General features: G+C 36.5%; 34 protein-coding genes and 1 pseudogene. 33 read left to right on the plus strand and 2 right to left on the minus strand.

What is annotated here, in order from left to right; all coding sequences use genetic code 11:
• The 27 genes from G7084_RS01455 to G7084_RS01580 all read left to right on the plus strand — a co-directional run bounded on the left by G7084_RS01455 (position 1) and on the right by G7084_RS01580 (position 20,088).
• The gene (locus tag G7084_RS01455; RefSeq protein WP_166009376.1) at positions 1-603 is read left to right on the plus strand and encodes a hypothetical protein; all 603 of its coding nucleotides are present in this window, start codon (positions 1-3) and stop codon (positions 601-603) included.
• Positions 604-1,473: a polymorphic toxin type 50 domain-containing protein gene (locus G7084_RS01460; protein WP_166009378.1), complete on the plus strand. Its 870-nt coding sequence runs from the start codon at positions 604-606 to the stop codon at positions 1,471-1,473.
• Between the two features lie 12 nt (positions 1,474-1,485).
• On the plus strand, positions 1,486-1,695 hold the full coding sequence (locus G7084_RS01465; RefSeq protein ID WP_166009380.1) for a hypothetical protein: 210 nt from the start codon (positions 1,486-1,488) through the stop codon (positions 1,693-1,695).
• Positions 1,696-1,806: 111 nt separating this feature from the next.
• Positions 1,807-2,418, plus strand: a complete 612-nt coding sequence (locus G7084_RS01470) for a capsid assembly scaffolding protein Gp46 family protein (RefSeq protein WP_166009382.1) — start codon at positions 1,807-1,809, stop codon at positions 2,416-2,418.
• A gap of 13 nt (positions 2,419-2,431) precedes the next feature.
• Entirely contained in the window at positions 2,432-2,782 is a 351-nt protein-coding gene (locus G7084_RS01475) for a hypothetical protein (protein WP_166009384.1), read from the plus strand.
• Positions 2,782-3,795 (plus strand): major capsid protein, encoded by a 1,014-nt coding sequence (locus G7084_RS01480; protein ID WP_166009386.1) that lies wholly within the window; start codon positions 2,782-2,784, stop codon positions 3,793-3,795. The genes G7084_RS01475 and G7084_RS01480 overlap by 1 nt, the downstream gene beginning before the upstream one ends.
• 13 nt (positions 3,796-3,808) lie before the next feature.
• The gene (locus tag G7084_RS01485; protein ID WP_166009387.1) at positions 3,809-4,267 is read left to right on the plus strand and encodes a LysM peptidoglycan-binding domain-containing protein; all 459 of its coding nucleotides are present in this window, start codon (positions 3,809-3,811) and stop codon (positions 4,265-4,267) included.
• Positions 4,268-4,269: 2 nt separating this feature from the next.
• The gene (locus tag G7084_RS01490; protein WP_166009389.1) at positions 4,270-4,608 is read left to right on the plus strand and encodes a DUF4054 domain-containing protein; all 339 of its coding nucleotides are present in this window, start codon (positions 4,270-4,272) and stop codon (positions 4,606-4,608) included.
• 10 nt (positions 4,609-4,618) lie between these two features.
• Positions 4,619-5,056 carry a hypothetical protein gene (locus G7084_RS01495; protein WP_166009391.1) on the plus strand — a complete coding sequence of 146 codons (438 nt, stop codon included), beginning with the start codon at positions 4,619-4,621 and terminating at the stop codon, positions 5,054-5,056.
• Between the two features lie 2 nt (positions 5,057-5,058).
• Positions 5,059-5,442 carry a hypothetical protein gene (locus G7084_RS01500; protein WP_166009393.1) on the plus strand — a complete coding sequence of 128 codons (384 nt, stop codon included), beginning with the start codon at positions 5,059-5,061 and terminating at the stop codon, positions 5,440-5,442.
• Complete coding sequence (locus G7084_RS08335; RefSeq protein ID WP_281346937.1) at positions 5,426-5,548, plus strand: hypothetical protein; 123 nt, start codon at positions 5,426-5,428, stop codon at positions 5,546-5,548. Before G7084_RS01500 ends, G7084_RS08335 begins: the two co-directional genes overlap by 17 nt.
• A 47-nt stretch (positions 5,549-5,595) precedes the next feature.
• Positions 5,596-5,892, plus strand: coding sequence for a phage neck terminator protein (locus G7084_RS01505; protein ID WP_425508991.1), 297 nt, complete (start codon positions 5,596-5,598; stop codon positions 5,890-5,892).
• 54 nt (positions 5,893-5,946) lie between these two features.
• On the plus strand, positions 5,947-7,071 hold the full coding sequence (locus tag G7084_RS01510) for a DUF3383 family protein (RefSeq protein ID WP_166009397.1): 1,125 nt from the start codon (positions 5,947-5,949) through the stop codon (positions 7,069-7,071).
• A gap of 15 nt (positions 7,072-7,086) precedes the next feature.
• Positions 7,087-7,491: a phage structural protein gene (locus G7084_RS01515; protein WP_166009399.1), complete on the plus strand. Its 405-nt coding sequence runs from the start codon at positions 7,087-7,089 to the stop codon at positions 7,489-7,491.
• Between the two features lie 145 nt (positions 7,492-7,636).
• Positions 7,637-8,002 (plus strand): hypothetical protein, encoded by a 366-nt coding sequence (locus G7084_RS01520; RefSeq protein WP_166009401.1) that lies wholly within the window; start codon positions 7,637-7,639, stop codon positions 8,000-8,002.
• Positions 7,983-8,240: a hypothetical protein gene (locus tag G7084_RS01525; protein WP_166008872.1), complete on the plus strand. Its 258-nt coding sequence runs from the start codon at positions 7,983-7,985 to the stop codon at positions 8,238-8,240. Before G7084_RS01520 ends, G7084_RS01525 begins: the two co-directional genes overlap by 20 nt.
• On the plus strand, positions 8,197-12,333 hold the full coding sequence (locus G7084_RS01530; protein ID WP_166009403.1) for a hypothetical protein: 4,137 nt from the start codon (positions 8,197-8,199) through the stop codon (positions 12,331-12,333). The genes G7084_RS01525 and G7084_RS01530 overlap by 44 nt, the downstream gene beginning before the upstream one ends.
• Before the next feature lie 15 nt (positions 12,334-12,348).
• Positions 12,349-12,909, plus strand: coding sequence for a LysM peptidoglycan-binding domain-containing protein (locus G7084_RS01535; RefSeq protein ID WP_166009405.1), 561 nt, complete (start codon positions 12,349-12,351; stop codon positions 12,907-12,909).
• Positions 12,909-13,250 (plus strand): phage baseplate plug family protein, encoded by a 342-nt coding sequence (locus G7084_RS01540; RefSeq protein WP_166009407.1) that lies wholly within the window; start codon positions 12,909-12,911, stop codon positions 13,248-13,250. The genes G7084_RS01535 and G7084_RS01540 overlap by 1 nt, the downstream gene beginning before the upstream one ends.
• Positions 13,250-14,119 (plus strand): phage protein, encoded by an 870-nt coding sequence (locus G7084_RS01545; protein ID WP_166009409.1) that lies wholly within the window; start codon positions 13,250-13,252, stop codon positions 14,117-14,119. Before G7084_RS01540 ends, G7084_RS01545 begins: the two co-directional genes overlap by 1 nt.
• Positions 14,120-14,476: an ABC transporter substrate-binding protein gene (locus tag G7084_RS01550; protein WP_166009411.1), complete on the plus strand. Its 357-nt coding sequence runs from the start codon at positions 14,120-14,122 to the stop codon at positions 14,474-14,476.
• Positions 14,477-14,487: 11 nt separating this feature from the next.
• Positions 14,488-14,853 carry a contractile injection system sheath initiator gene (locus G7084_RS01555; protein WP_166009413.1) on the plus strand — a complete coding sequence of 122 codons (366 nt, stop codon included), beginning with the start codon at positions 14,488-14,490 and terminating at the stop codon, positions 14,851-14,853.
• A complete protein-coding gene (locus G7084_RS01560; protein ID WP_166009415.1) occupies positions 14,843-16,000 on the plus strand; it encodes a baseplate J/gp47 family protein in 1,158 nt (385 codons plus the stop codon). Before G7084_RS01555 ends, G7084_RS01560 begins: the two co-directional genes overlap by 11 nt.
• On the plus strand, positions 15,990-16,640 hold the full coding sequence (locus tag G7084_RS01565; RefSeq protein WP_166009417.1) for a hypothetical protein: 651 nt from the start codon (positions 15,990-15,992) through the stop codon (positions 16,638-16,640). The genes G7084_RS01560 and G7084_RS01565 overlap by 11 nt, the downstream gene beginning before the upstream one ends.
• Positions 16,595-18,664, plus strand: a complete 2,070-nt coding sequence (locus G7084_RS01570; protein WP_166009419.1) for a pyocin knob domain-containing protein — start codon at positions 16,595-16,597, stop codon at positions 18,662-18,664. The genes G7084_RS01565 and G7084_RS01570 overlap by 46 nt, the downstream gene beginning before the upstream one ends.
• Before the next feature lie 20 nt (positions 18,665-18,684).
• Positions 18,685-19,179 carry a phage holin family protein gene (locus G7084_RS01575; protein ID WP_246163835.1) on the plus strand — a complete coding sequence of 165 codons (495 nt, stop codon included), beginning with the start codon at positions 18,685-18,687 and terminating at the stop codon, positions 19,177-19,179.
• Between the two features lie 12 nt (positions 19,180-19,191).
• Positions 19,192-20,088 (plus strand): peptidoglycan recognition protein family protein, encoded by an 897-nt coding sequence (locus G7084_RS01580; protein ID WP_166009421.1) that lies wholly within the window; start codon positions 19,192-19,194, stop codon positions 20,086-20,088.
• A gap of 436 nt (positions 20,089-20,524) precedes the next feature.
• Here the strand turns inward: G7084_RS01580 and trhA are convergent, their stop codons facing one another.
• A complete protein-coding gene (gene trhA, locus G7084_RS01585; RefSeq protein ID WP_166009423.1) occupies positions 20,525-21,169 on the minus strand; it encodes a PAQR family membrane homeostasis protein TrhA in 645 nt (214 codons plus the stop codon).
• Positions 21,170-21,325: 156 nt separating this feature from the next.
• Between trhA and G7084_RS01590 the strand changes: the two genes are divergently transcribed.
• The 6 genes and pseudogenes from G7084_RS01590 (at position 21,326) to G7084_RS01610 (ending at position 26,075) form a co-directional block, all read left to right on the plus strand.
• Entirely contained in the window at positions 21,326-21,859 is a 534-nt protein-coding gene (locus G7084_RS01590) for a DUF1836 domain-containing protein (protein ID WP_166009425.1), read from the plus strand.
• A 105-nt stretch (positions 21,860-21,964) separates the two neighbouring features.
• On the plus strand, positions 21,965-22,462 hold the full coding sequence (locus tag G7084_RS01595) for a YbaK/EbsC family protein (protein ID WP_166009427.1): 498 nt from the start codon (positions 21,965-21,967) through the stop codon (positions 22,460-22,462).
• Between the two features lie 26 nt (positions 22,463-22,488).
• Positions 22,489-22,692, plus strand: a pseudogene (locus G7084_RS08180) (MucBP domain-containing protein); the annotation flags it as partial.
• Positions 22,693-23,262: 570 nt separating this feature from the next.
• Positions 23,263-24,231, plus strand: coding sequence for a mannose-6-phosphate isomerase, class I (gene manA / locus G7084_RS08185; protein WP_246163887.1), 969 nt, complete (start codon positions 23,263-23,265; stop codon positions 24,229-24,231).
• A 15-nt stretch (positions 24,232-24,246) separates the two neighbouring features.
• On the plus strand, positions 24,247-24,894 hold the full coding sequence (locus G7084_RS01605) for a FusB/FusC family EF-G-binding protein (RefSeq protein WP_166009431.1): 648 nt from the start codon (positions 24,247-24,249) through the stop codon (positions 24,892-24,894).
• Between the two features lie 752 nt (positions 24,895-25,646).
• Complete coding sequence (locus tag G7084_RS01610) at positions 25,647-26,075, plus strand: hypothetical protein (protein ID WP_166009433.1); 429 nt, start codon at positions 25,647-25,649, stop codon at positions 26,073-26,075.
• A 135-nt stretch (positions 26,076-26,210) separates the two neighbouring features.
• On the opposite strand, the gene G7084_RS01615 is transcribed toward G7084_RS01610, so the two are convergent.
• A complete protein-coding gene (locus G7084_RS01615; RefSeq protein ID WP_166009435.1) occupies positions 26,211-26,903 on the minus strand; it encodes a methionine ABC transporter permease in 693 nt (230 codons plus the stop codon).
• Positions 26,904-26,918 lie beyond the last annotated feature (15 nt).

The following is a 26,918-nucleotide window of genomic DNA, read 5'->3' on the forward strand; positions in this document are numbered from 1 at the left end:
ATGACTTTGCTAGATGAAAAAATACATTTACTCGAAACTCAGAAGAATGACGCAACGCTTGAAAAGAATGTGACTAGTATTATTAATAAATATGAAACCACCATTAGCGCCTCACTGAGCGCTTTTTTTGTTGCACATAGTATTGATGGCCTTATTGATTCAACCATTCTAAGTAAGCCGCCTAAGACAAATGATATTTCTAAATTAAAGCATTTGATGGAACATATATCTAAAAATGGTGGCAATCAAGTTAATAAACGTAAATTAGCTTACGTTAGTTTAGGACTTGCCGACATGGAATTGTATATGCAGTCAATGGTTGGACTTGTTTTATTGCCACTGGGAATGGATTTATATGAATATTTTATAAATGAAATATCTAGCCAATTTGAAGAAGAATACCATCGACAACAAGGTGATTATGAAAGTTTACAGGAAAGTGTAGTTCGACGATTGTCGCAAGCTAGTTTTAATAATTTAAAGCCTGAACAGTCCTTTTGGAAGAGCTTTGACTTAATCGTTACTAACTTGTCACTAGAAATAATCAAAGCCGTTAAACAAGGTGTCAATAACAAAGAATGGCAACGGATAGTAGGTGGTTAAATGAGTTATGAAGACTATTCGGATGAAGATTTTGAAAATGAACTAATTTCATATATTAAGGACAGTAAAAAGCAACAAGAAGAAAAGGATGCCGAAAAACATAAGCATTTAAGCGAAATGGTCGGTGGATTTATGGGCTTGTGGTGGTATTTACGTTCATTCAGAAGTTCCACCGTTCGTAATCTAAAAACATATTCAGCCGTTGCGGATAGAGAAGCTAAATTTAGTATTTGGGATACGATGAATAATCCTAAAGTTACATTGATTAATGAATTTGGTGCATGTGAACGATGTGTTCCGTATCTTGGACAAGAGTATACGTTAGATGAAGCTAGGTCGATCATTCCGATTCACTATAATTGTCGTTGCACGTTTGTTTTGTTAGATGACGATAATGGTTTGTTACCTGGTATGATCGCTGGAACGTTAAATGGTTCTCAATCTGATAAAAATAATGAGCAAGATAGTGGTGATTCTGATTATGAACTGACACAAGAAGACTTAAATAGAATGGAATCAGAGGCATTGGTGGCTGATATTCCTAAAGAGGTATTTGAAGCACAAAATAAGCATATTCAAGAATCAAATGATTATATTGATGGTCGAAGTTTCTTATTGCCTGAACTATATAAAAAGGTGCCTGGAACAAAGAATAAATTTGATTACACAGCCATTGAAGAGTTGTATAATAAACATATATGGCAAGCAGATTGGAAAGTAAGTCCTAATGGAAATATCAAGTCAATAATAACAACCGATCAATATGTTGGTTACGTAGTTAAAAGAGACGGTTCAATGGTTTTAACAAAGAAATTGAAAATTCATTATAGTCTAAAAAAGGGCGGATATCATGTAGTCCCTAGTTTATAGGAGATAAATTAAATGATAGATTGGTATGCATTGGAAGAGGAACATAAAAAAATATCATTTGAGTATCAAGGTGAAACTATTGTAGGAATAGTAAGTGCTTTTTTTGATGGTGAAGATGATGAACCAGAAGAGCGAGACCTACCATGGTTTGCTTTGGAAGGGTTCAAAATAGCTAAAGGGTACGGAATTGATAAGGTATCAAATGTAAAAATTTTAGATTAATAAGCGTTTAGTCAAATGGGCTAAGCGCTTTTATTATGCCCAAAACGTGCTTATGGCTTAAAAAGATGCAAGGAATTAATTGCTGACGAGCATTAAACGGGAGATTATTTTATGGCTGATGAACCAAATAATGGAAATGGCGCTACTCAAGGTGATGGTGAGATTACTTTCACAGAAGAACAACAGGTTAAGGTTGATGAACTAATTGGCGTTCGTTTAGACCGCCAAGCCGCTAAGAATGCTGATGCAACTCAACAAGCAATCTCCGAAGCAAAAGCTAAGTGGGAAGCAGAAGCAGCAGAAAAGGCTAAGCTAGATAAAATGCCGGAAGATCAAAGAAAAAAGCATGAGCAGGAAGTGCAAAATAAACAGCTTGAAGCTGCTAATGCTGAAAAGGAATCTTTGCAACAAGAGTTAAATCATTTAAATATGGTGAACGCTGCTTCTAGTTTGCTAGCTGATAAAGGGATGGTTGCGGATGAAGCTGTACTGCAATTTGTGGTACGAGAAAATGCAGATTCAACTCAACAAGCTGTAGATGACTTTGTTAAATTAGTGGAAGACAAAGCTGAAGCCAAGCGTCAAGAATCACTAAAAGGCTCAACACCTAAGTTAGGTAATAGTAATGGTCAAGGAAAGTCATTTGGAACATTGGCTGCTGAACGAACTAATCAGCAAAATAACACCAATGTTGCAGATGATTTCTTTGGAGTAAAAAAATAGGAGGAATACAACAATGAAGTTTAATACAACGACGGTCGATCAAATTAATTGGTTGGCATCATCACGTATGCAATCATTTACTGAACAAGCTGTGGCGAACATGAAGAGCGGTGAAGTGTTTAATAAAAACGATGTACCGGTTGGATTGGTTGTGAATGACGTTAAGGCAACAGCAGACGACCCAATGCCAGTAGCGGTTATGTATGAAGGATGGGTTATCGCTGATAATCTCCCTACTGAATTAACAGATGCTGATAAGACATCTCTTCAAGAATCTGGTATTAAGTTTCGTGGCGAAGAGGGGGCTAAGTCAGAAGATAAGCCATCAGAATCAGCCAAATCATCAACAAAAGGAGCTAAGTAATGAGTAATATTTTTGATTTATTCCCACACCAAGATATTTTAGATTATACAAAGGCAATTCAACCTTCCAATTTGTTAGGAACGTCATTGTTTCCAAGTCGTAAGGTTCAATCTAATGACATTAAGATTTTGACATCTGGGACCACAACGCCAACAATTGCCCATGTCCATGCGTTTGATACTGAAGCAGAGATTGGTTCACGTACAGCAAAGGTAACAGAGCAAGAACCATTCTTTGTTAAGCGGAAGATGGTTTTGAAAGAAGATGACCTTGTAAAGTTACGTACTCCACGTACCCCAGAGGAACAATCTTATATTAAAAATGAAGTTTATAACGACACTGGTAATTTAATCCGTTCAATTGAAGCAATGGCTGAATATATGCGTATGCAAGCTCTTATGAAGGGTAAGATCAACGTTAAGGGCGCTGATGGAAACTCATATAAAGTTGATTATAAAATTAACGAGAATCACAAGGGAACTGCTGATTTCTCTGATGAGAATGTGGATCCAATTGAAACTATTATGAATTGGGCACAACTGGTAGATGTAACGCCAACTCGGGCCGTGTTATCAACTCAGGCTTTGGCAGCGCTTCGTAAAAATCCACATGTAATTGCCAACATCTTTGGGTCTAACAATGGTCGTACTGTTATGCAATCTGATTTAGATGCATTTATGACGTCTAATGGGCTTCCCGTATTACGTTCATATAGCGGACGTTATAACGAAGTAGGGAAGAAGGGTACACTAGAATCACATAAGTATGTTGACGATAATGCCTTTGCAATGTTTGCAGATGGGATTGTTGGTGAAACTATTTATGGATTGACTCCAGAAGAATCACGAGCAGTCTCAGCAGGAGATGTATCATCATCTGAAGTTGGGAATGTGTACACAGATATGTATGAGGAAACTCATGACCCTATCCGTACTGTAGTTAAGGCATCAGCGATGGTTGTTCCAACTTTGGCACAAGCTGAAAATATTTTCCAAGCTACTGTATTGAAGTAAGGAGGTTTAAAAAATGACTCAAGTTAATGACAAAAGTACAGTTAATGACATTAAAAAGTTTTTAGATGAAAATGGTATTGAGTATTCAGGATCATTGAGTAAGAGTGAATTATTGAATTTAATTCCTTTAGAAGAGGATAATTCGGAATCAGATCCTATGGAGGACGTTACCACTAATACCCCGACAAAAAATCCGAAGCCAGAAACTTCTGATTCAATTGTTGATATTCCAGATGTGCCTTATGTACCAACAGAGCCGGCTAGTGATTCTTGGTCAGATATTATCATGGGTGGAAACAGCAAAGGCGGACCAACTAATGATATTCCAGATGAAAATTATTACACGGTAGTTGAGGGGGACACTTTGGTGGCTATTGCAAATAAGTTTGCTAAATCAGTTGCTAAGATTAAGAAGTTAAATAACATGACTTCTAACGTTGTTAGAGTTGGCCGTAAATTGAGATTGGTGTAATTATGGTTAAAACAGCTGATGTAGTTGAAAGAATTAAAATAATCGCTCCGCAATTTAGTAGTCTTGATGATAAAACATTATCTACTCTAGCTAGTGATGCTATTTTAATTGCGGAAGCTGATGGATTTGTTGATCCGATGTTGGTTATTGCTGCCAGTTATTTAGCCGCTCACTATGCAAGTGTAGTTAATGGTAAAAATAACAATGTTGTGAAACAAAAATTGTCAGTTATGGAAGTTACCTATAAAAACGATTCATTTAAAAGTGATTATCTTAATCAATACAATAATTTGTTAGACACACTAACCGATCATCATCGAAACAGAGTCACATTTATGTAGGTGGTTTATTATGGATATTGGTTTTAGCACTACTGTTGAAAAAAATTTCGATTTTGATGAAATAATTACTCGTTTAAAGACCGTTGACGGTCAAAAAGTTGAAGCTGGTATATTTGGTAGTTTTGCTCAAGATAAAGCTATGTGGAATGAATATGGGACGAGTAGGGGTATTCCTGCACGTCCATTCTTACGTAATAGTCAATATGAGCATGAAGCTGAATGGAGTCAACAGGTTGGTCGGGATATGGTGAATGTTTTTAGAGGTAGTATTAGTGGACAGTCAGTTGGAGTTAAACTTGGGAAGAAAATGGCTGATGATATTAAGTCGACGATTGATTCTGGTAACTTCGCTTCACTTGCTTTGTCGACTATCAGGCATAAGGGTTCAAGCCGTCCATTGATTGATACCGGTGATATGCGTGGATCGATTACACATAAGGAGCATTGATAATGGCGTTTTATTTGGATATGGATTCATTGATTCAAATGTTTGGAGTTCCATTGACCGTCCTTGATGATGATAAAGAATCTGGGGAATGGGTTGATGGAGTGTGGAAGGAAGCACCAACTAAATCAATTGAACTGAATGAGCCGTTTCTAACATTTGAAATATCAGGGTCCATACTAGCTGGATTATTGGAAAGCAATAATCAAGGCGACGATATGAGTGATAAGGCAGCATGGTTTTCAGAACATGATTATTCAGTTGGGACTAAAGTCATTCATAATGGAACCACATGGAAAGTGACACGAAAGCAATCATATTTAGATTATTCGAATGTTGTTCAATATGAATTAACACGGGAAGGAGGGCTTGATGGAACAGACTTTTGATTATGGCGGTTTATATAAATCCTTTTCTCAAATTATTCAAGAACAACAAAGATTAACAATGATTGAAGCGGGTGGAGTTGGTCAGCAACCTAATCCCCCTTTGTAATTTTCGATGTAATTAGTCCTCACATTAATATTTATGATGATCATGATATAAATGAGCACGAAATATTTGAAGCTGTTGTGAGTTTTACATTGTTTTCGTATACAAAGTTGCAAGCATTGAATTTAGCAGAAAATTTACGGAAATTAATGTATTCAGACACTGCACGAGAAGACTTGCGGAAGCAAGAAATTATTATTGTTGAAGTAATGCCTACAAATATTAGGTCAATTCAAAGCAAAGACAATGATAAATTCATGGTTGGATTTGATATGCGGCTAAGGCTTAGAGATCCGTATGGTGATGATATTCCAGAAATGGATTCAATTGAATTTAATGAAACTTAAGTCATCTATTTTTATGTAGATGATTTTTATTTAGAGTTATGAAAGGAATTTAAAATGGCAAGTGATTTATTAGATGTACACGTTGTCTTAGATGTTCAAACGCCGGCCGTCCCATTAAATTTGGGAAATATGGCAATTTTCGTGGTTAGTCCGGCTGATCCAGGAACAGGTAACGGTTCTGGTGATGGAGGCGAAACAGAAACCGCATCAGTTGATACATCAAATGTTTTAGAAGATGTTATTTTGTCTTCTTATGAAGAAATTAGTGATATAGGAATTGACTTGGGCGTAGAGGCTGATGCAATTGCAAAGGGATTCTTTGCACAAACTGGTCATGGCAAGAAGCTATATATTTATGGAGTAGCTAACAGTCTAGATGCATCAGAAACTACTAAGAAATTTGACTTAGTTAGTGGAGATGACTGGGAATTCGCATCAATTATTCCCGGAATTGATAATGATATTACAGCGTTATCTAATGGGATTGAAGCAATTGGGCGTAAGTTCTTAGTATTAAGTGGAACTGGATTTGAAGGTGAAGCTTCAGAAACCATTGCTAAGTTAAAAGCTCTTGGGGAAGCACCATTCATTGATAACACTCGAACTTTAATGATTATTGGGACCGATAAGGATGCACAATATAATATTGGAGCATTAGTTGGAGCTATTGGTAATAAGACGCCTGGATCTGTGACTTGGAAGTTCAAAGGATTGCAAGGTTCAACGCCACTGATTGTATCAGGAGCCGTTGTAAAACAAGCTGTAGACTCTCATGTTAATTTATACGTTAATAAGGCTGGAAAGGATCAGACATCAGAAGGATTAACATTGAGCGGTGATTATATTGACGCATTACATGCAGATGATTGGATTCGGGCTGAACTTGAAACAGAAGTTCAAAAGTTATTGCAAGATAACGACAAGATCACGTTTGATGCTACTGGAATTGGTCAAATCGAAGCTGTTGTAACTACAGTCTTGCGAACTGCCACAGAAAATGGAATTATTCTAGTTGATTCTGAAACAGGTATGGGTAAGTTTACTGTGACAGCATTATCTCGTGACCAAATGTCAGCTGCTGATGTCGCCTCTCGTAAATATAATGGATTGTCATTTGAATATACGCGAGCGGGAGCTATTCATGATGTAACTATTCATGGAACTATCGATAATATTTAAGGAGGAATTTAAAACATGGCAGATAGTGGTATTAAATTGTATGACGCTAAAAGCGTCGTATTAACCGTAGATGGTGTAGTAATTCAAGGATTTCAAGATAACGATATGATCACCTACTCATTTAAGGAAGAACAAGTTCGTACATCTGTTGATGCACAAGGTGTTCCATCTTTGGCCAAGAACAATAATCACTTAGGAAATATTGTTATTAATTTGAGTGGTAATTCAAAATCGCATAAATTCTTGAATAATTTAGCGAATACACGTAAGGTATTTCCAATTGTAATTAAATCTGATCTTGAAAAGGTATCAAGCACTCAATGTATTATTGCCAAACCTGCAGATGGTGCATTTGGAAAGGATACACCAAAGCGGACTTATACTGTAGAAGCATTGTCTATGGAAGTAACTGCTCTGTAAGAGTATTAATATATGAATTCGTTTAGGTCTCGATAATTTCGGGGCTTTTTTGTTGGCTTGGGTTCGAATCCCAAGTCAGCATTTGTGGAATTGACCACATAAAATAAGCACAAGGCTAGGCCTTAAAACCACGGAGGGTTTAATAATGACAGAATCCAAGACTAATCAAGCGGTAAAGAATGCAGCAGCAAAGTCAAAAGAAGCAGCAGCGAACGTGCCAGTTCCACAAGTATCTAAGTATGGTAAGCAAGAAAATTGGACTTATACCGATAAAAACGGGAAGGAATGGGGCTATACATTCCAATATCCAGGTATGCGGACTGCAATGGAAATTTTGGATAATTCACGTATGGCCAATGGTATTATTTCACGTACTATTTTCGCAGATTTGTTACTTGAACATGTTGTTGTGGATCCAATGAATTTGACTATTGATGATTTTGATGAGCGTCCAGGAATGAATGAGTTGATCGATGCGGCTGATGAATTTCTTGGAAAGATTAACGACTAACGGTTATAAAAATGAACTGCATTTAAAGAAAGCAATTGAAGATAATTGGTATTTTGAATGGCCAGTTATTATGGGGATTGCTACAAGACGAGAAGTTGAAGTGGCGACTCAAAGAGAATTGCAATATTTAAATGGTCTTGCTGATAAAAAGCAAGAGATGACAATGATGCCATTTATGGGGAAGGAGGATAAAATTGGCAGGATATTCAACAACAATCAATACGGAAATGCATGTTAGTGGGCTTGATCAGCTGGAAAGAGCAAGTTCCTTATTGGATAAATTAGAAAGTAAGGCAAAATCATTATCTGGTATTCATAGCTCAGGCGGATCGTCAACTTTTAGTGGATATGTTGAAGGTGCAAATAAAGCTACAGCATCAATTGAGAAACTACATTCAATGGCCGAGAAAGCCAATATAACTGTTAAGTCATCAAATAGTGAACAATTTGCTAAACAAGCATCAGAAATTAATAAAGTCACTGAAGCTTATAAGAAGATGGAAGCAGCGACTAAACAATCTAATACAGCTGGAAATCAAGCACATCAAAATGTCGAAAAATTGAGTGCTGGTGGTGAAAAGTTACGAAGTTCATTTAAAGAAGTAGCATCAATGTTCTCAGTCGGAATGCTAGGAGCTTCCGCTGTTATGGGGGCAATGGACGGTGCTAAGAAACTTGTTGCTAATGGTTGGGAAACATTAAAACAACGTCAACAAGGGCAAGCTATGTGGGCTACATCTATTCAAGATGCCCATGGTGATGTAACCGGTAAGCGATTGACAGGTCAGGCTAGAAGAGCTAACGACGCAGTGTTTGCAACTTCTTTAAAGGCAGGTAATGATTTCGCAGAAGGTAATTCCATTGCTAAGCAAATCTATTCTTCTGATGCTGGAGCATATTCTGGAAACGTTGGAAAAACCAATAGTATGCTAAAAGGAATGTTTAACATTCAGGACGCTAATGCTTTGAATCAGCGTGAAATGGAATCATTTAAGACTGCAGTTGGTAACATTGGTGATACAGGTAAGATGTCGGGTACTATCGCCAAAAGTTTGAATTTATTAGACGGTAAAATCAGTCGCAAAATTAGACAACAGTACAAAAAAGAAACTGGTCATGAGTTAGGTAAAAATTCTCAGGGTGGTTGGAACTGGAAAGATGTTGATGCCCAAACTGCGTTCAAAGCCATTGATAAATATGGTAATTCTGGTGGTATTGGTAAAGCATCCGAACGGTATAACTCCACTTTGCCTGGAATGCTTCGATCAGCTAAAGCTGGTAGCGGTGCTTGGATTTCTAAGATTATGGAGTCTTTTGGAAGCAATATTGCTAAGGGTGGCGCTTTTAAAGATTTAGTCGGCGGACTATCTAAAATGTTTACTAATGCAGGAGCAATCGAAAAGAATGCGCAGGGAGTTTCTAAAGCATTATCATCAGTGGCAAACGGCTTAGGTGGCTTTATAAAAGGAGTTGCACCTTATGCTTCAGCGTTTGGTAAAGGAGCGTTTGACGGTGTTAAATCTGTATTCAAACTAATTGAAGGATTTGGTAAAACGATTGGCGGTATTGGTTCTAAAATTGGAGATATGTTGCCCAAAGGTACTGCTGATAAACTCTCTGGATTTGTTGGAGAAGTTGGAAAAGTAGTTGGTGCTATTGCAGCCGCTAAAGTAGCTTTTGCCGGTATTAAAGGAAGCATGGGACTTTTGAAAGACGGTGCCATGGGACTTGGTAAAATGATTCCAGGATTAAGCAAATTACTTGGATTTGGCAAAAATACACCAAAAAATGATTCTATTTTTAACAAAGCTACGGGTACATTTAGTGCTGCTGTTGATAGGTTTGCTGGTGGTAGCGCTGCGGGATCAGCTAGTGATTTATTAGGTGGATCAAATGGAAAAAAACCAGGAACTAGAATGGAACGATTACATGGTTCATCTAATTCAGGAGGATTTTGGGGTAATGTTAGTCAAAAAGGTAGGAGTATGCAATACCTCGAAACTAATGGAATGAGTAGAGTGGCTAGAACTGGCGGATTTAAAGGTAAATTAATGAACTTTGCTGGAATGGGTGTATCAAAGGTTGGCGCACTTGGAACAGCGGTAAGCGCAACTAAATTTGGTAGTATGGTTGGTAAGTTTGGTGGAGCAGTTGGTAAAGCGGGTAAGTTTCTAGGTAAAGGATTACCGGGTTTAAATGCTATTATGTCAGGCCTTGATGTCATGAGTGTTATGGGATCTACAAAATCTGGATCATTAGCTCGTCATAAAGGTGTTGGTGGGGCAGTTGGTGGCGGTGTTGGTGCCGTTGCCGGTGGTGCATTGGGATCTTTGCTTGGACCATTAGGTACTGTAGCAGGTGGAATAGCTGGGCAATGGGTTGGAAATAAAGTTGGTTCTTGGGCAGGATCGTTATTTGGGGGAACCAAAGATAAACCATCTAAGGCAAGTCAAATTTCTAAAGCTCAATCTAGTGCACAAGCAGCTTATCAAAAAGATCAATTTGTTGACTCGTTGGGATCGATGGGAATTAGTAAGAAGGATTCTCAATCAGCATATAAAGCCATGGAGAAGGCAAGTAAGTCTACTAGTACAAAGCAACAAAAAGAGTTGTTAAAGCTTAATGATGCAATATCAAATGGGGATGTCGATCAGATAAAGACCTTAACTGGTCAATTGAAGCAACAACAAAAAACCAATAAGAAAAATATTAAGAAAGCATCTCCTAAAAAAGATAAAAAAGCATCAAAAGGTGTTTATGATAGTGATTCAGCGGTTAAGGAGCACGATAAAAACCGCAAGAAAATTGATAAAAGTACCAAGGGTATGTCTAAGAGTTTTAAAAACTTCAAAAAAGATTTTAATAAAAATTCTAAAGATGTAACTAAGCAAAACGATAAAATGAAGAATGCCAATAATAAACGTTTAAGTAAAATGGGAAAGGATATTGGTAAGTCTTTTAAAAGTGCTAAAAAGAAGGCTAGTGATGGAGCTAAGGGTATTGGTAAGTCGTTAAAAAATGTTGGTAAAGGTGCAGAAAAAGGTATTAAGAAAAATCTAGGTAAACTGGGTAAATCGACTAAATCTGCCTTAAATAAAGCAAATAAATCAGCAAAAGGCGCTTCTAAAAAATTTAGTAAAGCATTTAAGAACATGGGTAAGGGCGCTGAAAAGGGTATCAAAAAGAATTTGAATAAAATTTCAAAAGTTACCAAGACTTCATTGAATAAAGCTAATAAGACTGCTAAAAGTGCATCTAAGAAATTTGCTAAGTCTTTTAAAAATATGGGTAGAGGTGCCGAAAAGGGAATTAAGAAGAACCTAGATAAAATTTCTAAGGTAACGAAAACCTCTTTGAATAAGGCAAACAAAACAGCTAAGAGTGCATCAAAAAGCTTCAGTAAGTCATTCAAGAATTTGGGCAAAGGTGCAAGCAATGGCCTTAAAAAGGAAATGAATAAGTTAAGTTCAGCAACCAAATCAGGAATGAATAAAGCCAATAGTGCTGCTAAATCTGGTGCTACAAAGATTACTAATACTCTAAAAAACGGAATTAAGGCGGGTAATGCTGCTAAAAGTGCATTTAGTAAATTGACTAGTAATGTTAAAAGCGAAATGAACAAGGTTGATTCAGCAATTAAATCTGGTTCAAGTAAGTGGTCATCGTCAGTCAAGAGTGGTGCTGATAAGGCTACCAACTCATTAAAGACTAGTTTGAACGGAATGGTTAATGCAGCTAAATCAGCTACTAGTAAGGTTGCTAGTTCATTCAGTAAAATTGGAAGTTCAGCTGACACGGCATCGGGTAAAGTAAAAGCGCTTCAATCAGCGATTAATGGATTGAAGTCTAAGACAGTAACCATAACTGCTAATGTTACCGGTAAGGGATCTTCTAAGCTTGCTAGCGGTACGGCAGGTGCTCGTTCAGCGTTCTCTAGCCTTATGCCACATTATGCGAATGGAACAACTGCCGGAGGTCACAGTGGTGGTGCTGCATTAGTAAATGATGCACCAGGTTCAAATTGGCGTGAAGCATTCATGTTGCCAAACGGTCTAGTAGGACTATTTCCTAATGAACGTAATGTTCATACCGTGTTGCCACAAGGTACACAAGTATTAGATGGTAATTCTACTCGTAAGATGTTCCCTAGATATGCAAATGGAACTGGTGGTGCTAAACAAGCGTTTGGAACTAGCTCAGGCGGAAGTAAAAGTGTGGAAATTAATATGAATATTAATGTTAATGGGAATGCTAGTGCCAACGATGCGGATACAATCGCAAATAAAATCGGAGAAAAATTGAGTATTGTTATGAATTCAGTGACGATTTAATTATTGGAGGCATAAATGGCATATTTAAAAAATTCCAAAGGACAAAAAATTGAAATAATGGTCGAATCTGAAAATGAATCGGTTGAGATGAATGTATCAACACATCCGATTGAAACAGGTTCACCGATTACGGACCACGTTCAGGCAAACAACAAGATATTTTCGTTTACAGGATTGATAATGGGACGTGATCAATCAGAAGTAGATAATCGATATATACAGCTTCTTTGGTGGTCACAAGAAGGTGAAGAATTACAGTATCACGGAGCTATTCGTCATGATAATGTTATTATCTCTCATCTAAGTAAAACTTATGATGAGGGCGGTTTTGCAAATGCAGTAAAGTTTGAAATTGAATTGACAGCCCTATATAAAGTTAATTTAAATTGGGTAAAAAATAAAAACTATGGCAAAAAGCAAGCTACACCAAATGATGGGGTATGGGTTACGGTTGTTCCTGGTAATACATATTGGGGATGGTGGCAACAATACGGTACATCTATTGATCAGCTCAGATCATGGAATCATTGGCCAGATAGGCAAATTCCAGTTGGAGTGAGAGCGAGGGTTAAATAATGTCAAAGAGAGTTTATATTGAAATTGATAAAGAGGACCTACCTGAAATATTTGAAATTGAATTAGCTGGTAAAAATGTATATTTGAAATTTGATTTTAATACAGTAGGGAGTTTTTACACTGTAGATTTGTTTGATAACAATATGGATCCTATAATTATTGGTGAAAAGCTATCATATGGACGAAAACTATGGAATGGATTGAATGATCCTAGAATTCCAAATGTTGATATTATGCCATTTGATGAAAGTTTAAAAGAAAAGACCATTACGCCAGACAATTTAGGTGTAACGGTTTTTTTGTATTTAATGACATTAGAGGCTGATGGAGAATATTTGTAATGGGTAAGAAACAATTTTTATTTGAAGTATATGTGGATATTTACACAGAATCAGCGGTCATGCACTACATTCATAAATCTACCAACGATTTGGGTGGTTCTTTGGACATAGAATTTAGCCTGCCGTTTGATAATTCTAGTGATCAAAGTATTGGTGAAGTAACAATTTGGAACATGAGCCAAATTAGTTTGAACAGAATCCATCAAGGAGATCGTGTTCAGATCAGAGCAGGATATAAAGATGATGTTGGAATAATATTTGACGGACATATTTTTCGAACCACTATTCCAAATTTTGAAGATGCTGACCAGCAGTATATTTTGAGAGTTGTCGAGGGAGAAGAATATCGAAAGAAGAAAGATATCAAATTGACATTCGGCGAGGGGACATCAGCAAGGACGATTATTAATAAAATAACTCAAACATCAGGGATAAATTTAAATGTAATTTCGATGAAGGAGAATCATGTATATAAAGAAGGATATAGTGTGGATGGGTCTCCATTTGATGCTCTATCAGAAATAGCAGAGGATTGTCATTCCGCATTATATTATCGTAGAGGCCAACTTACTTTTAGACATATGTATGACGGAAATAACACGGGGACGTGGCAATTGAACACTGAATCAGGAATGATAAGTTCACCAGTGATGGAACGTCGTGATGATGATTGGGTTAAAAGTGAAGATAACGATGGTAATGGTAAATATCAGTATTCTGTGGATAGTATCTTGAATTATAGAATTACAACCGGTGAATATGTCCATGTTAAGAGTACATTCGTTGATGTTACAGGTACGGTTATTAGCGGTGAACATTCTTTTGATGGTACTAACCCCATAACTTCGTTAGAGATTGGAGTTCAATAGATGGGTAAGATTAAAAATAGAAATAATGATGTATCATTTTTTCTACATGTACTTCCGGATGCTATTAAGAGTGAAATTAATGTATCTCAGTTAGGTCGAGTTATTAAGCTATATGATGACGACAGAAAAGCGTATGTACAACCATTGGCATTAAAGAGCGATGGAGATAAGCGTCCTATATTAGTTGGAGTTCATGTCGGGAAACGTCTAAGACAAGAAATTGAAGTGAATGATGTTGTATTAGTTATGTTTTTAGATCGCTCTATTGCAAATTTTAATGGAGATAATGAGACATTTGAGTTAAGCAGCAAACGTATGCACAGCTTGAATGATGCTTTTGTTATTGATATTTACTAAGGAGGATCGGAATGATCGATATTAAGTTATCTGATGAAGGTGGTATTGATTTTGGTAAACCAGTTGATGATATTGAACAGGTAAAACAAGGAATCACAATATTATTAGAGACACAGCTTGGTGAATTTATTGAAGATAAATCAATGGGTTTAGATATTGAAAATATTTTGGGTGAAAAATATGATGAGCGAATTATAAAAGATGCAATTCAAAACGTATTGCAAAGTGACGCTCAGATTAGCCGCTTTGATAATTTCCAGATCTCAATTGAAAAATCTCATAGAGCGGTGTTGGTTAAATTAAAATTATATATTGGTAGCAATGAATCAGATCAAAAAGATTATGAAGAAGTGGAGGTTAAGTTAGATGTTAAATGAGAATGGTTTTTCCAGACCGGCCAAGATGGAATTAGTTCGAGAATTGTCTTCTAAGTGGATTGAGTTATTTGGTTCAAATAGTGATGTGTCTTCACATTCAGTTGCTGGTATTATCATTAGAATGTTGGCATTCTTTTTTGACTTAGTTTATCAGTTATCTGAGAAAGTGTATTATTCTCAATATTTAAATACTGCTTCGGGCGTTTCATTAGATAGAATTGCTGCCAATTTTGGTATCAATCGAAATACTGCGACTAGATCTATTGTTGATCTATCTTTTACAGGTACACCAGGATATGTAATTCCTAGTGGATCATTATTCAAAACTAGTGATGATAAAGTGTATCAATTGGGAAGTTCAGTTATCTTGAATAATAAAGGTACCAATCAAGGAATTGCATACGCTGTTGAACTAGGTTCAGAATATAATGTCCCGGCTAATACAATTGTTAATCAATTGGAAGTTACGGCAGATATATTTTCAGTAACTAATCCAGAGCAAGCAGAGGGCGGATCAGATAATGAAACAGATGCAGAATTAGCCCGTCGTGTTCGCTTAGCTAATGATACAAAGCCATCAAGTCCGGTTAATGGTGTTATCTCAGCTGTTATGAAGGTTCCAGGAGTTAAAAATGTTCAAGTTATTTTAAACAATACTATGGAAATAGATGAATATGATAACCCTGCTAAATCGATACATGTTTATGTGGATGGTGGTGAAGAGAAACATATTTCAACTGCTTTGTTTGAATCGGTAGCTGCTGGAATTTTGATGGTTGGAAGTAAGGAATTTAACATAACTGATTTATCAGGTAATCCAAATAATCATGTTGCATTTGATTTTGCTAAGAAACAAGTTATTTATGTAAATGTAAAACTTTCGGTTAATTCTGACTTTGAGTTGGATGGAGAAAAGCAAGTTGAACAGGCTATTTTGGAATATCTAGATACGGTTAAAATGGGCGATTCTGTTAGATATTCTTACCTTTACAAGTATATATATGACAACGTTAAAGGGATTGTTGTAGCAGAAGTTAAGATCGGTGATTCATTGGAAAACTTGTCGATGGCCGATATTAAACTTGAACAATTTGCGACAGCTACATCAACAAGTGAAAGTATGGAGATTACACGCGATGGAATTTGACTTTAAAAAATTTTTCTTGAATCATCTACCAGGACCACTGAATAAATTAGATGATAATTTTAATAAATTAGCTTCTTTTTTCAATTATGAATTCGGATTATTAGTTCATTTATTTAACCAAATTGAAAAAATGCGGTCACTTGATGATGCAAAAGGAAAAGTTTTGGATGAAATTGGCGATAACTATAATCAACCACGAGGAGAAGCCGATGATGTTTTTTATCGTATTATGATAAGATCCAAAATGGCATTGAATTCAGGTCGGACCACAGTTAATGGGTTGTTGGATATTATCAGTCAATCGTTAAATGTAAAACCCGATGGGATTACAATTACCCCACTAAGAAATTATAGTTATAAGGGTGTAGATACTGGTGAACCATTGGCCATATCCATTAAAAATATTCCTCTACAGTGGATTGACGAAGATTGGGAGCAAAATTATATTATCAATCGAATTAGAGATGGAGTGGCGGCTGGAATTCGCGTTGATGAGATTAGTTTTATAGACCGCTCTAATTCCGTATTATCAATACGTGGAATCTCAAGTTCTACATTAATTTATAAAGTATATGAAAAAAAGGAGGGGCATAAATGTCGAATAAGTTTTCAGCATTTGAATTTACAGACGAAGGTTTGAAAGTCATTTCTGAAGTGTTGGCAAATAAAGGTAAAATGGCAATTATGTCATTTTATACCTTTGATAAGGTTATTAATAAGCAAATTGAATATGATCAAATTCAAGCAAATAATCCTAAACAATTTAAACCCGTTGGGACAGTAACAGCAAAGCCTAATAATACAATTGAATCACGGTTGATTTTAGATAATTTGGATGTAACTATTGATTACTCTTTGAAAAGTGTTGCAATCATTGGGCAATATAACGATTCAAACTTTATTTTAGGAGTTATTTTTACAAATGAAGTAACAACTATTCCTAAATATGATGGTATATCAGGGCAGTCAATCGCATTAGACGTATCTTTTGCTATCTCAGACACTTCCGTAGTTACGATCAATACACAATTAGCGGGAATGCTAACCGTAGAAGATTATATTGCATTAATGAGTTATATTGATTCTAAGGACGCATTGAAAGCTGATGACGATAAAGTAGTTCATTTATTTAATAATGAAAATGTCGATGGGATTAAGAAGTTTCTTAAAACAATCAACGGTAGCGTTTCGGGAAATTCAGGGACTACTAATCGAGTTAATACATTAGACTTAAATACTGCAGTAGATTTAAATAAGATGACTAATGGCTTATATTTAGCAACATCTTTGGACAAAATTACTACAAATAAGCCTGATGAAGCTGGTGAAGTATTTGTTCTAGTTGTTGAGAGCTTTGAACAGCGTTTTATTGATTTACAGACTAACAAACAATATTATCGTTCAATAAACGGTTCCGTTTTCAATAAATGGGAACGTTTTTTTACTGTCTCAGAAATGAATAATCTAGATATGAATATTGTTCATAAAAAGAAAGATGAATCTATTGATGGCAACAAGACTTTTCTACAAAAGATTATTGGAAGTATTACCGGTACTGCTGGTACGGCTATTAAATTATTAACAGGTCGGAGTATTCAAACGAATTTGTCATCGACTAGTGCAGCAAATTTTGATGGTACAGCCGATGTTAAACCTGGTGTCGCTGGAACGTTACCCGTAGCAAATGGTGGTACTGGAACGACTACTGGGAATGCCCCAAGTGCATCAAAGTTGAGCCCCGGTAGAAAAATAAACAGCGTTTTATTTGATGGCTCTAAGGATATTACTGTAATTGATTCAACGGCAATTCATAAAACCGGTGATGAGACGGTCGATGGGACAAAGACATTTAAACAAACCATCAAGCAAGATATGACTAAGCGTCCTGCTTCCAGATTAGCTCTATATACTGTTACTGATGATACTTACGGTGGCGCAATTTTAAGTATGTTAGCTAGTCCTGATGGTTATGGCCGAGCTATTGGTATTGGTTCTGGTGGAATTACGGTATTAGGAGGAGGTGAAGCTGCTGCTAGCTTACTGGATGCAATTGTCGCTGGAACAACACCAGCTGGATTCCCTAAAGTGGCAAGTAGTGAAAATGCAGTATTAGCATCAGATTCATCAGCTTTTATTCTTGTTGGTTACCAAAGCGGTGGAACAGCCGGACAATTATGGGAATTCACCTCAAGCGGAACTTTGAATAAGTGGATTAATGGTAAAGCTGTAAATGTTATTAAAGCGGATGGAACGGCAGTGGATTCAGATGCAATTCACAAAAAAGCGGCGTTATCTGTTAAAGACTATTCAGCTACTCTATTCGGAGTTTCTGGAGCAATCCAATTTCATGTCACCGATACTGGAGTTGGGGTTGTAGTAGCTGGATCGTTAAAAAATGTTCCTACTAGTGATGGGAGTAAAAAAACTGGTGCACAAATTCCAGCTGGCGTTCCGGTGCCAGCCTATGATGTAAGACTTCCTTGGGCAACATGGTCTGGAATTACAGACGTTACTCATAGAACTGGATTTATTGGTTTTTTCTTACTAAAAAAGGGATCAAGGGACATTTATTATAAGCAACAAACCACAAAAGAAGATAGTACTAAGGAATATACGCCGGGAACGTTAGGAATAGACACAAGTGGTTGGTACCCTATTCACTAATTATGGAGAGAGGGAAGATAGTGCAGTTTTTAAAATTAATGTATATGAATTTGAACGGGGCCACTGAGACGACGGTTCTGTTTTTATTTATGATGATTGATACAGTATTTGCTAATACGTGGCGAAGACGTCGAGGTGTGGCTATTACTAGTGGGGGTGGATTAGGTGGATTGATTAAGTCAATACCATTAGCCTTAATGCCGGTTTTAATTTGGATTGTGGAAATTCCATTATCGTTAGCACCGGATCATATTGCTGGATTAGCAATTAATTTTAATCCAGTTATTTTTGATGTAATTGCCTTTTTGGTATTCCTGTTAATTGCTTGGTATTGGGTTAAATCAATCTTGGCCAATGCAAAATTAGCTGGATATAATCCGCCAGACTGGTTAGAGAAGTTTATTGAAGATGAGTATCACGTTAAATTAGGGAAGATCAAAACTGAACCTAATTCAGCAAAGAAAGATCAAAAGCAAGTATCACAAACGTACGGCAGTCGAAATGACATTAAATAGGAGGAATTAATAATGGCAGAGGTATATTCAAATTTAGCAACTAGTTTAGATTCACGCCCAGTTTATAACGGCGGAGAGCGAACACGAGCAGTTGATTTCGTAGTGGTCCATCACAATGCGACAACTAATAAAGATGTGGCAATTGGTACTTGGGTAGTGGGATCAGGAGCGTTTACATCAGCACATTATGAAATTGCTAACGGCGAAATCATTGGTGTACTAGGCGAGAACTTTGTCGCTTATCATGCTGGCGGAACTGGAGGAGCAGATGTTCCTAAAATTAGTGATATTAACAATCGTTCGATTGGACTGGAATTTTTAAACTCGACTGGTGCGCCAAATTGGGAAGTCGGAGATGAGACATTACGATCTGGCGGTAAATTATTAGCTGATATTTGTATTCGTTATGGACTACCAATTGATCGAAGTGCTATCAAATTGCATGGGGAGATCACGGCCACACAATGTCCCGGTGGATTAGATATTGATAAGTTAATTCAATATACTCGTGAAGCAGCTGGTGGTACTGGTGGGGCAAGCAATGAAGTTCATGATAATGAAACAGAAGGAATGAAAGCATTCAAACAAGATAGTAGTTTTACATTGAATAAGCCATTTAAGGTAAATGAGGTTAAAAACATCTATGGTATGTGGCAAGCTATCAGTTATGAGATGGCTGGTGGAGATAGCGCTAATTGGTTGGATAATGGAATTCCACTTGCATTAGTACATCGAACTGATGGCGGGGATAATAATAATGTTGAACCCGGAGCAATGATTGCATTTGACGATGGATATAATAGCGGTACGATTGATAAGTATGATGAACCTACGAATGGTATTTATATCTCATGGGGTGGAAATTATGATGGTACTTGGTTTGATGCAGACGCATTGTTGAATCATTAATATAAATTAAAAGCCTACTGACTAGATTTCTAGTTGGTAGGCTTTTTTAGTTTGGAACAGTAAATAACAGTAGCGAACAGTATTTTTTATTTATCTACCTATAATATAGATGAAGATTGAAAGAAAGTTTATTTTGAGTCGGGAGATATATTGTGTATTTTGGTGTGTATTTAGAAAGCGGCAAAAACTGCCAATTCCTGCTATATCAACGAATAAGCATTTTATGTCTTAGTTGACTGGAAGTGGTCACCACTTGTTTAATTTTAATTAATTAAATAATGGTTATACAATAAAAGCGTTTAGGTTATATCCAACCTAAACGCTTTTTTGTTGTTCTATAGAATTGATCATGCTGATGAGTATCGCAAATCAAAAGTAGGTTTTAGTTTGTATAATTTTAATATTTGGTTGTAGAAAGGAACAAACAATTCTAATCTTAAATATTGAAATAGATCGAGAAGAACATTAACCAAGTTCCGGCCATAACGAAGAAATGCCAAATTAAATGTAGCCCAGGAATTTTAGGGAAGCTATAGATGATGGCTCCCAATGTAAAAACAATTCCACCGGATACTAATAACCAAAATCCTGCCGTTGATAAATTTTGATACAATTCTTTTGCAGTTATGAGACAGAGCCAGCCCATGACAATATAAAAAGTCGTTTCAATTCTTTGATGCCGACCATGACTTAAAATATGTGTGAAAATTCCACCGAGGGCTAAAAGCCAGATCGAGATTAATAAAATAAAACCATGTTGATTATTTAGAGTAATCACGCAATAAGGAGTGTATGTCCCAGCAATCAATAAAAAAATATTGCTATGATCAAAAATTTGAAAAAAACGATAGGCAGGAGTGAATGCTAAGCAATGAAATAAGGTTGAGGCAAAATATAAAAGAAGTAATGTAGCGCTATATACCCATAAACTGGCTATTTGATAAAATGGTAGATGCTGTAGCATGCCACGTTGAATGAGTGCCACGACTAGCATTAAACTGATTAATAGTCCAAGACCATGTGTAATAGCGTTCCATGTTTCGTAAATAACAGTTTTGTGATTAGTAATATCCAATTTCATAATAAATTTCCTATTCGTTAAGATACAATTATTATAAAAGCAATGTAGAAAAAAAGTCAACTTAAAGTAGAATTGGATTTTAGATCAGATGACAAATAAGACATTTTATGCCATAATTGAACTTACAAAAGATGAGTAACGGGGTAGCAAGCATATATGGAATCAATCGAATTTAAAAAATGGTTAGATAACCTACAAAGCCAGCAAATTCCGACCTGGGATGCTTTCCCCGATCTGGATCTATACATGGATCAAGTTGTTACCGAGGTTAATAAAATCTTGACACCGATTCTACAAACAACGATCACCAAAGCGATGATTAATAGTTACGTAAAAACGGATATGGTTCAGCGACCTGTGAAGAAAAAATACCAGCGCCAACAATTAGTGGAGATCATTTTGATTAGTATCATGAAAGTGGTTTTTCCATTAGATACCGTAAAAAAAGGTGTGTTCAAACAACTTGGTTCAAAGAAAGAAAATACGCAAAAGGCCTACGATAATTTTGTGGAACGATTCAATCAGGCATTAGCAGGAATTGACGTGAAGAATCCGGTGGTTCAGTTTCAACAGGCGGCGTTTGGAGTACCTGATTTTCAGCAAATGGCAATTCAAGCGGTGATATATAAAATCATTTGTATGCAACTAATTGAAATTGACGGTGATTCAAATCACATTTTTGAGAAATAATTTTTATAAAGATACAAAAAGATATAAATTATGTTAAAAAAGTAAAAAATTAAAACTGATCAGGTATAATGACTATAAGGAATTATACGAATGAGGGGAAGCATCATGGCCAAGAAAGAGCGAATCAAAAAGATCTTAGTTGAACAAATTTTAGACAAAGCCGGTGTACCGTATGAGTCAATTATTTTTAGCCAGGGAATGGATCGTTCTAATGGGGAAATGGAAAAATATCAAATTAAGGAACATGATATTTATAAGACTCTCGCTTTAACGGGGAATGTGACAGGACCATTAATTGGAATTGTGCCACTTGATATGCATCTAAGTGAGAAAAAATTAGCAGCTATTTCCGGCAATAAACGGACCGACATGATTGCTACTAAAGATCTGCAGAAAACAACAGGATATGTACACGGTGCGAATAATCCAGTCGGAATTTGGCAAACGAAGAAATTTCCGATTTATTTTGATATTCGGGCACAACAGGCGGGTCAAATTGTGTTGTCAGCCGGTGAAATTGGACGTTCAATTCGGGTTCAAGCTGAAGATATTGCTGAATTTGTGCATAGCGAATTTGTTGATATTGCCGTAGATGAAAATTAGATAGGTTTAATGGGGAGGTTAGTTTGATGGAATTAGCACTGAAGGGCGTACCAGTTTGGCTTTATACCAAAGAACAAGGAACTAATAAAAATTTAGCCCCAGCCCAAATTATTGAAGGCGATCTTGGGACGACGTTTAAACTAAAACCTCAGGTTATTGATAATTATGTTGTTGATCATGTTGACGGTGCGTTGGCGGGTAGTTTTACGGATCAAATGCAGACGGTGACAGTCTATTATCAACAAGGTGATGTAGCACAAATCGAAGCTTTGACCAATTACCAAGCTGAAATTCAAGCTCTAACCCCAACGTATGCGAAACCAGATCTTAAAACCGAGCTACCAACCTCATTGATGGCTGATACGATTTGGCCAGTGGTAAAGCGTTTAGCTACAACTAAAGGCCTTTTTTGGCACCAATTGGGAGATTCGCGATGGATTTTATATGATCGAAAATTGATGAATATCAAAAAAGGTCCCCAGGCAGATGATCAAGTTTTAACGAACCAAATTGTGAATCAAAATAAAAGTAATGCGAAAAAAAACTTTGAACATTACGATTGGCAACCACAACCGCTAAAAAAACGGGGGCGTTTAATATCTAACAATTCAGCTAAACAAGTTTCGGTTTATTCAAAACCTTATGGTAGTCATAAAAATGAACTAATGGCTGGATTAGACGTTTTATTAACTCAAGTAATTCATGACCCCTCCAAAAATGATTGGTACGCTATTGGGAGTCAAGGTTGGATTGAGGGAGATAATGTCGTTTTATTTGAAAATGAAGGAGAGGGATTAGCAATGGCAGAACCACTATTTTTAACGCCAGTTTTACATGAAAAAATATGGGGCGGTACAGCCTTAAATGATGTTTTTGATTTACCAATTCCAAGTGATACAACCGGTGAAGCTTGGATTATTTCAGGCCATCCAAATGGTGTTTCGCCCATTGCACGCGGGCCTTTGGCTGGGAAAACATTAGCTGAAGTTTGGCAGACGTATCCTGATCTTTTTGAGAATAATGATGTTACGCGTCCTTATCCACTACTAGTTAAATTTCTGGATGCTCACCAGGATTTGTCAGTCCAAGTACATCCGGGTGATGAATATGCTGCAGCGCATAATAATGGTGAATTAGGTAAAACTGAATCATGGTATATTTTGGCGGCCAAGCCAGGCGCCGAAATTTATTATGGTCATAAGGCTAAAACGTCTCTTGAATTTAACCAAATGATTGACCAAGCAGATTGGGAGCATCTTTTACAAAAAGTTCCAGTTCACGCTGGCGACTTCTTTTATGTCCCAGCAGGAACGTTACATGCCTTAGGGACTGGCGTTTTGGCCTTAGAAACTCAACAAAGTTCAGATGTAACTTATCGGGTTTATGACTTTGACCGTCCGGATCAAAAAACAGGTCAATTACGGAGTTTGCATCTTGAAGATGCAAAAAATGTTACGACTATTCCTTTTAAGGCGGAAAGCCCCGCGCAAACAAGCCTCCAAATGGGGGCGTTACAAGAAACTACTTTGGTGGAAGCACCATATTTTAATGTGTATAAGGATGAATTAGATGGTGAAGCATATATCGTCAAACGGGCTCCTTATACTCAGTATACAGTGATCGCGGGCTCAGGCGCAGTTATTGTCGACGGGCAGAATTACCCGTTGGAACTAGCAACTAGTTTTATTATGCCGGCGACGGTAGCTGAATGGACCCTGAAAGGGAAAATGACCTTAATCATGTCAACACCGGGCCCTCAATCACGTTAAAAACGTGAGGAAATTATGAAAAAACAATTACAACCATTTCAATTTGTACAAATTACGCAAGAGGTTCAGCATGTTATTAGCGCTTATAAATCTGTGAATGATAGTAAAGTCGTAGGGGTGTTGCAGCTAGATCTAATTAAACTTTTAGATGAGCTGAGCATTAAATTGGAACCCGTTGTTGAAAAAATGTTAGAAGTCGTAATGGAAAAAAACTGTACACATGAACGGGCAAGTAAGGCATTACAAAGTTTAAAAACTTTAGTCGAGCCATTTCCGGAAATGGATGAGAAACAAATTGATAAACTATTTAAAAAACAAAAAAAGGTTCAATATCCTAGTGACTGGACAACGGACCGTTATCAACAAACTTATTGGGGCTGGGATGATTTTGGCAATCAGAAAAAATACCTGATTGTACCCCAAAAGAATCGTTATGTGGGTCTCCATGGTGACATGGATCCACAACCCTTGAACGGTCTTTGTGCGATTTGCCATGAACTTAGTACGGTTTCAATGTTTTCGGTGAAATTAAAGGCGCGTGGAGCAGCTGGTAATTACACCAAACGGGGTAACTTAATTTGCCGTAATAGTACGGAGTGTAATGCACGAATTAATGATCCTAAGCATTTAGAGCGATTTGTTGATTACATGACTAATCGTTAGAACTAACCTAATCAAAGCGTGTAAATAATTATATAAACCAACGGTTAAACTGGATATATAATGTACCTTTGTTTAGGGGTGTTGTGTAAGAACTTGCTTAAAAATTAAAAATTTGCCCGTGGGTATGTTCGCTTTAACTTAATTGTTGAAGCGATTTTTTATTGCCGTGCAGTTGCTTACTATAAAAAGAAGCCAAATAAAAACAGTGAAATATTACTTAAATGGTTTTGTTATTATTTTTCAAAAGGAGGGAAGGTAAAGCTGGCCTAAAAATAAAAACGACCTAATTAAAAATAGATCGTCATAATTGATTTTTGAGGTACCAATTCATTTGGCTTAACGAGGGAAACTAGCAACTAGTGATGATTTAAGAGATTACTAGTATTAATTTTAAAAAAATTTGATGTCTTTGTTAGTATAATAGGCGTCTCCATATACATTTTTGTTAGTGTATTGGCGCTTAGTTTTCTGTTTTATAATATTATTTTTGTTGTTCGTGCGCGTATTAAATGTAGCTTCAATATGATTTAGCTGATGTTATAATAAGTCACCGGTTTTCGGTTGTGTGGCAATTTTTTCTTTGTTTAGTAGATAAGTTATTTTACAAAGTTTCAAAGATAAGGCTAAATGGCCATATCATACCGTTCAAAATCGATAATGAAGATTTTTAATTATTAGATGAAAGTGTTGGCAGATAGGACTCATTTAATAAATAAATGGATATATATTTTGACTTAAAAAAGGTGTTAATTATGAATAAAACAAAAGAATTGTGGAGTAATATCGGTTCGTTAATTTTTGTACTTTTGGGAATTTGTTATAGTTTGAATTTTTTCTACCAAGAAATAAAGCTAGAGCATAAGGTCGCCACAATTACATATATTAAAAACGAGTATGAAGATAATAGTTCAAAAGGTCTTGATTCCTATACAACAGTTGTGAGTGCTACATTCCCCAGCCTACACGGTGTGACACAAGTGAATGGAGTTCGTTTGGTAGGTAATTCATTTTTCAATGAAGGAGATAAAATTTCAATTTTATGGGATGAAACAAATAAACGAACAAGGCAGTTTAGACCTTATATGGATAATTTTGGATTTGTAACGCTATTAATAATTTGTGTATATGCGTCCATAGCAAGAATTAAGTATTTAGTAGATTATTACATTACGTTAGAATGAATAATTAAAGTAATTTCTTTGTTGATATTATTGTGGATAAGGGTATTTTAAAAAGCCAATCATTATTAAAAAAATTAAACGGTTTTTTGAACAAAAAAACAGCATCCGTTATTCCAGGAACGCTGTTAAGATAGTTTAATGTTGAAATTTTCTGGCCAGATAATCACCACTGAATTGAATGATTAAAATTAAGGTCAATAATAAGATAGTTGCCAACCACATAACGTCGGGTTGAAAACGTTGGTATCCGGTGACAATTGCCGTTGTACCTAATCCACCGGCGCCAATGACCCCCGCCATAGCTGTTAGGCCTACTAAGGAGATCAATGAAACGGTACTAATCCGAATTAATTCAGCACGCCCTTCGCGAAGATAGACGTCCCAAATAATATCCCAATTGGTAGCGCCATAGGATTGCGCCGCTTCAATTTTACCGGGATCAATGCTAAGCAAGACGACTTGCACTTGGCGTGCAAAAAAAGGAAAAATTCCAAAGGCGAGCGGAATTAGAGCGGCAGTTGGACCAATCGTAGTTTGTGTTATTAATTGCGTTAACGGTGAGATGACTACGACCATAATAATAAAAGGAATTGCCCGACCAACAGAAACACAAAAATCTAATATTTTGAACCAACGAGCATGCGGGGTGAGTCCTGATGCTGCCGTTAGAACTAAACCTAAGCCAAAGCTTAATCCTAAAATTCCGCCGATCAAAGCCGAACCAATGGTCATGTATAATGTTTGACTTAAGGCCGTACCGAAACCAGAATCACCACCCCAACCGAGCATCATGATATTTTGAAAATGAAGATTGAACCAATTAAACATGAAATGTCCGCCTTT

Source organism: Weissella coleopterorum (assembly GCF_011304355.1).
GTDB lineage: Bacteria > Bacillota > Bacilli > Lactobacillales > Lactobacillaceae > Weissella > Weissella coleopterorum.

Coding starts and splice junctions, on each gene's coding strand:
- G7084_RS01455 (WP_166009376.1), top strand. CDS start 1: ATGACTTTGCTAGATGAAAAAATACATTTACTCGAAACTCAGAAGAAT.
- G7084_RS01460 (WP_166009378.1), top strand. CDS start 604: ATGAGTTATGAAGACTATTCGGATGAAGATTTTGAAAATGAACTAATT.
- G7084_RS01465 (WP_166009380.1), top strand. CDS start 1,486: ATGATAGATTGGTATGCATTGGAAGAGGAACATAAAAAAATATCATTT.
- G7084_RS01470 (WP_166009382.1), top strand. CDS start 1,807: ATGGCTGATGAACCAAATAATGGAAATGGCGCTACTCAAGGTGATGGT.
- G7084_RS01475 (WP_166009384.1), top strand. CDS start 2,432: ATGAAGTTTAATACAACGACGGTCGATCAAATTAATTGGTTGGCATCA.
- G7084_RS01480 (WP_166009386.1), top strand. CDS start 2,782: ATGAGTAATATTTTTGATTTATTCCCACACCAAGATATTTTAGATTAT.
- G7084_RS01485 (WP_166009387.1), top strand. CDS start 3,809: ATGACTCAAGTTAATGACAAAAGTACAGTTAATGACATTAAAAAGTTT.
- G7084_RS01490 (WP_166009389.1), top strand. CDS start 4,270: ATGGTTAAAACAGCTGATGTAGTTGAAAGAATTAAAATAATCGCTCCG.
- G7084_RS01495 (WP_166009391.1), top strand. CDS start 4,619: ATGGATATTGGTTTTAGCACTACTGTTGAAAAAAATTTCGATTTTGAT.
- G7084_RS01500 (WP_166009393.1), top strand. CDS start 5,059: ATGGCGTTTTATTTGGATATGGATTCATTGATTCAAATGTTTGGAGTT.
- G7084_RS08335 (WP_281346937.1), top strand. CDS start 5,426: ATGGAACAGACTTTTGATTATGGCGGTTTATATAAATCCTTTTCTCAA.
- G7084_RS01510 (WP_166009397.1), top strand. CDS start 5,947: ATGGCAAGTGATTTATTAGATGTACACGTTGTCTTAGATGTTCAAACG.
- G7084_RS01515 (WP_166009399.1), top strand. CDS start 7,087: ATGGCAGATAGTGGTATTAAATTGTATGACGCTAAAAGCGTCGTATTA.
- G7084_RS01520 (WP_166009401.1), top strand. CDS start 7,637: ATGACAGAATCCAAGACTAATCAAGCGGTAAAGAATGCAGCAGCAAAG.
- G7084_RS01535 (WP_166009405.1), top strand. CDS start 12,349: ATGGCATATTTAAAAAATTCCAAAGGACAAAAAATTGAAATAATGGTC.
- G7084_RS01540 (WP_166009407.1), top strand. CDS start 12,909: ATGTCAAAGAGAGTTTATATTGAAATTGATAAAGAGGACCTACCTGAA.
- G7084_RS01545 (WP_166009409.1), top strand. CDS start 13,250: ATGGGTAAGAAACAATTTTTATTTGAAGTATATGTGGATATTTACACA.
- G7084_RS01550 (WP_166009411.1), top strand. CDS start 14,120: ATGGGTAAGATTAAAAATAGAAATAATGATGTATCATTTTTTCTACAT.
- G7084_RS01555 (WP_166009413.1), top strand. CDS start 14,488: ATGATCGATATTAAGTTATCTGATGAAGGTGGTATTGATTTTGGTAAA.
- G7084_RS01560 (WP_166009415.1), top strand. CDS start 14,843: ATGTTAAATGAGAATGGTTTTTCCAGACCGGCCAAGATGGAATTAGTT.
- G7084_RS01565 (WP_166009417.1), top strand. CDS start 15,990: ATGGAATTTGACTTTAAAAAATTTTTCTTGAATCATCTACCAGGACCA.
- G7084_RS01570 (WP_166009419.1), top strand. CDS start 16,595: ATGTCGAATAAGTTTTCAGCATTTGAATTTACAGACGAAGGTTTGAAA.
- G7084_RS01580 (WP_166009421.1), top strand. CDS start 19,192: ATGGCAGAGGTATATTCAAATTTAGCAACTAGTTTAGATTCACGCCCA.
- trhA (WP_166009423.1), bottom strand. CDS start 21,169: ATGAAATTGGATATTACTAATCACAAAACTGTTATTTACGAAACATGG.
- G7084_RS01590 (WP_166009425.1), top strand. CDS start 21,326: ATGGAATCAATCGAATTTAAAAAATGGTTAGATAACCTACAAAGCCAG.
- G7084_RS01595 (WP_166009427.1), top strand. CDS start 21,965: ATGGCCAAGAAAGAGCGAATCAAAAAGATCTTAGTTGAACAAATTTTA.
- manA (WP_246163887.1), top strand. CDS start 23,263: ATGGCAGAACCACTATTTTTAACGCCAGTTTTACATGAAAAAATATGG.
- G7084_RS01605 (WP_166009431.1), top strand. CDS start 24,247: ATGAAAAAACAATTACAACCATTTCAATTTGTACAAATTACGCAAGAG.
- G7084_RS01610 (WP_166009433.1), top strand. CDS start 25,647: ATGAATAAAACAAAAGAATTGTGGAGTAATATCGGTTCGTTAATTTTT.
- G7084_RS01615 (WP_166009435.1), bottom strand. CDS start 26,903: ATGTTTAATTGGTTCAATCTTCATTTTCAAAATATCATGATGCTCGGT.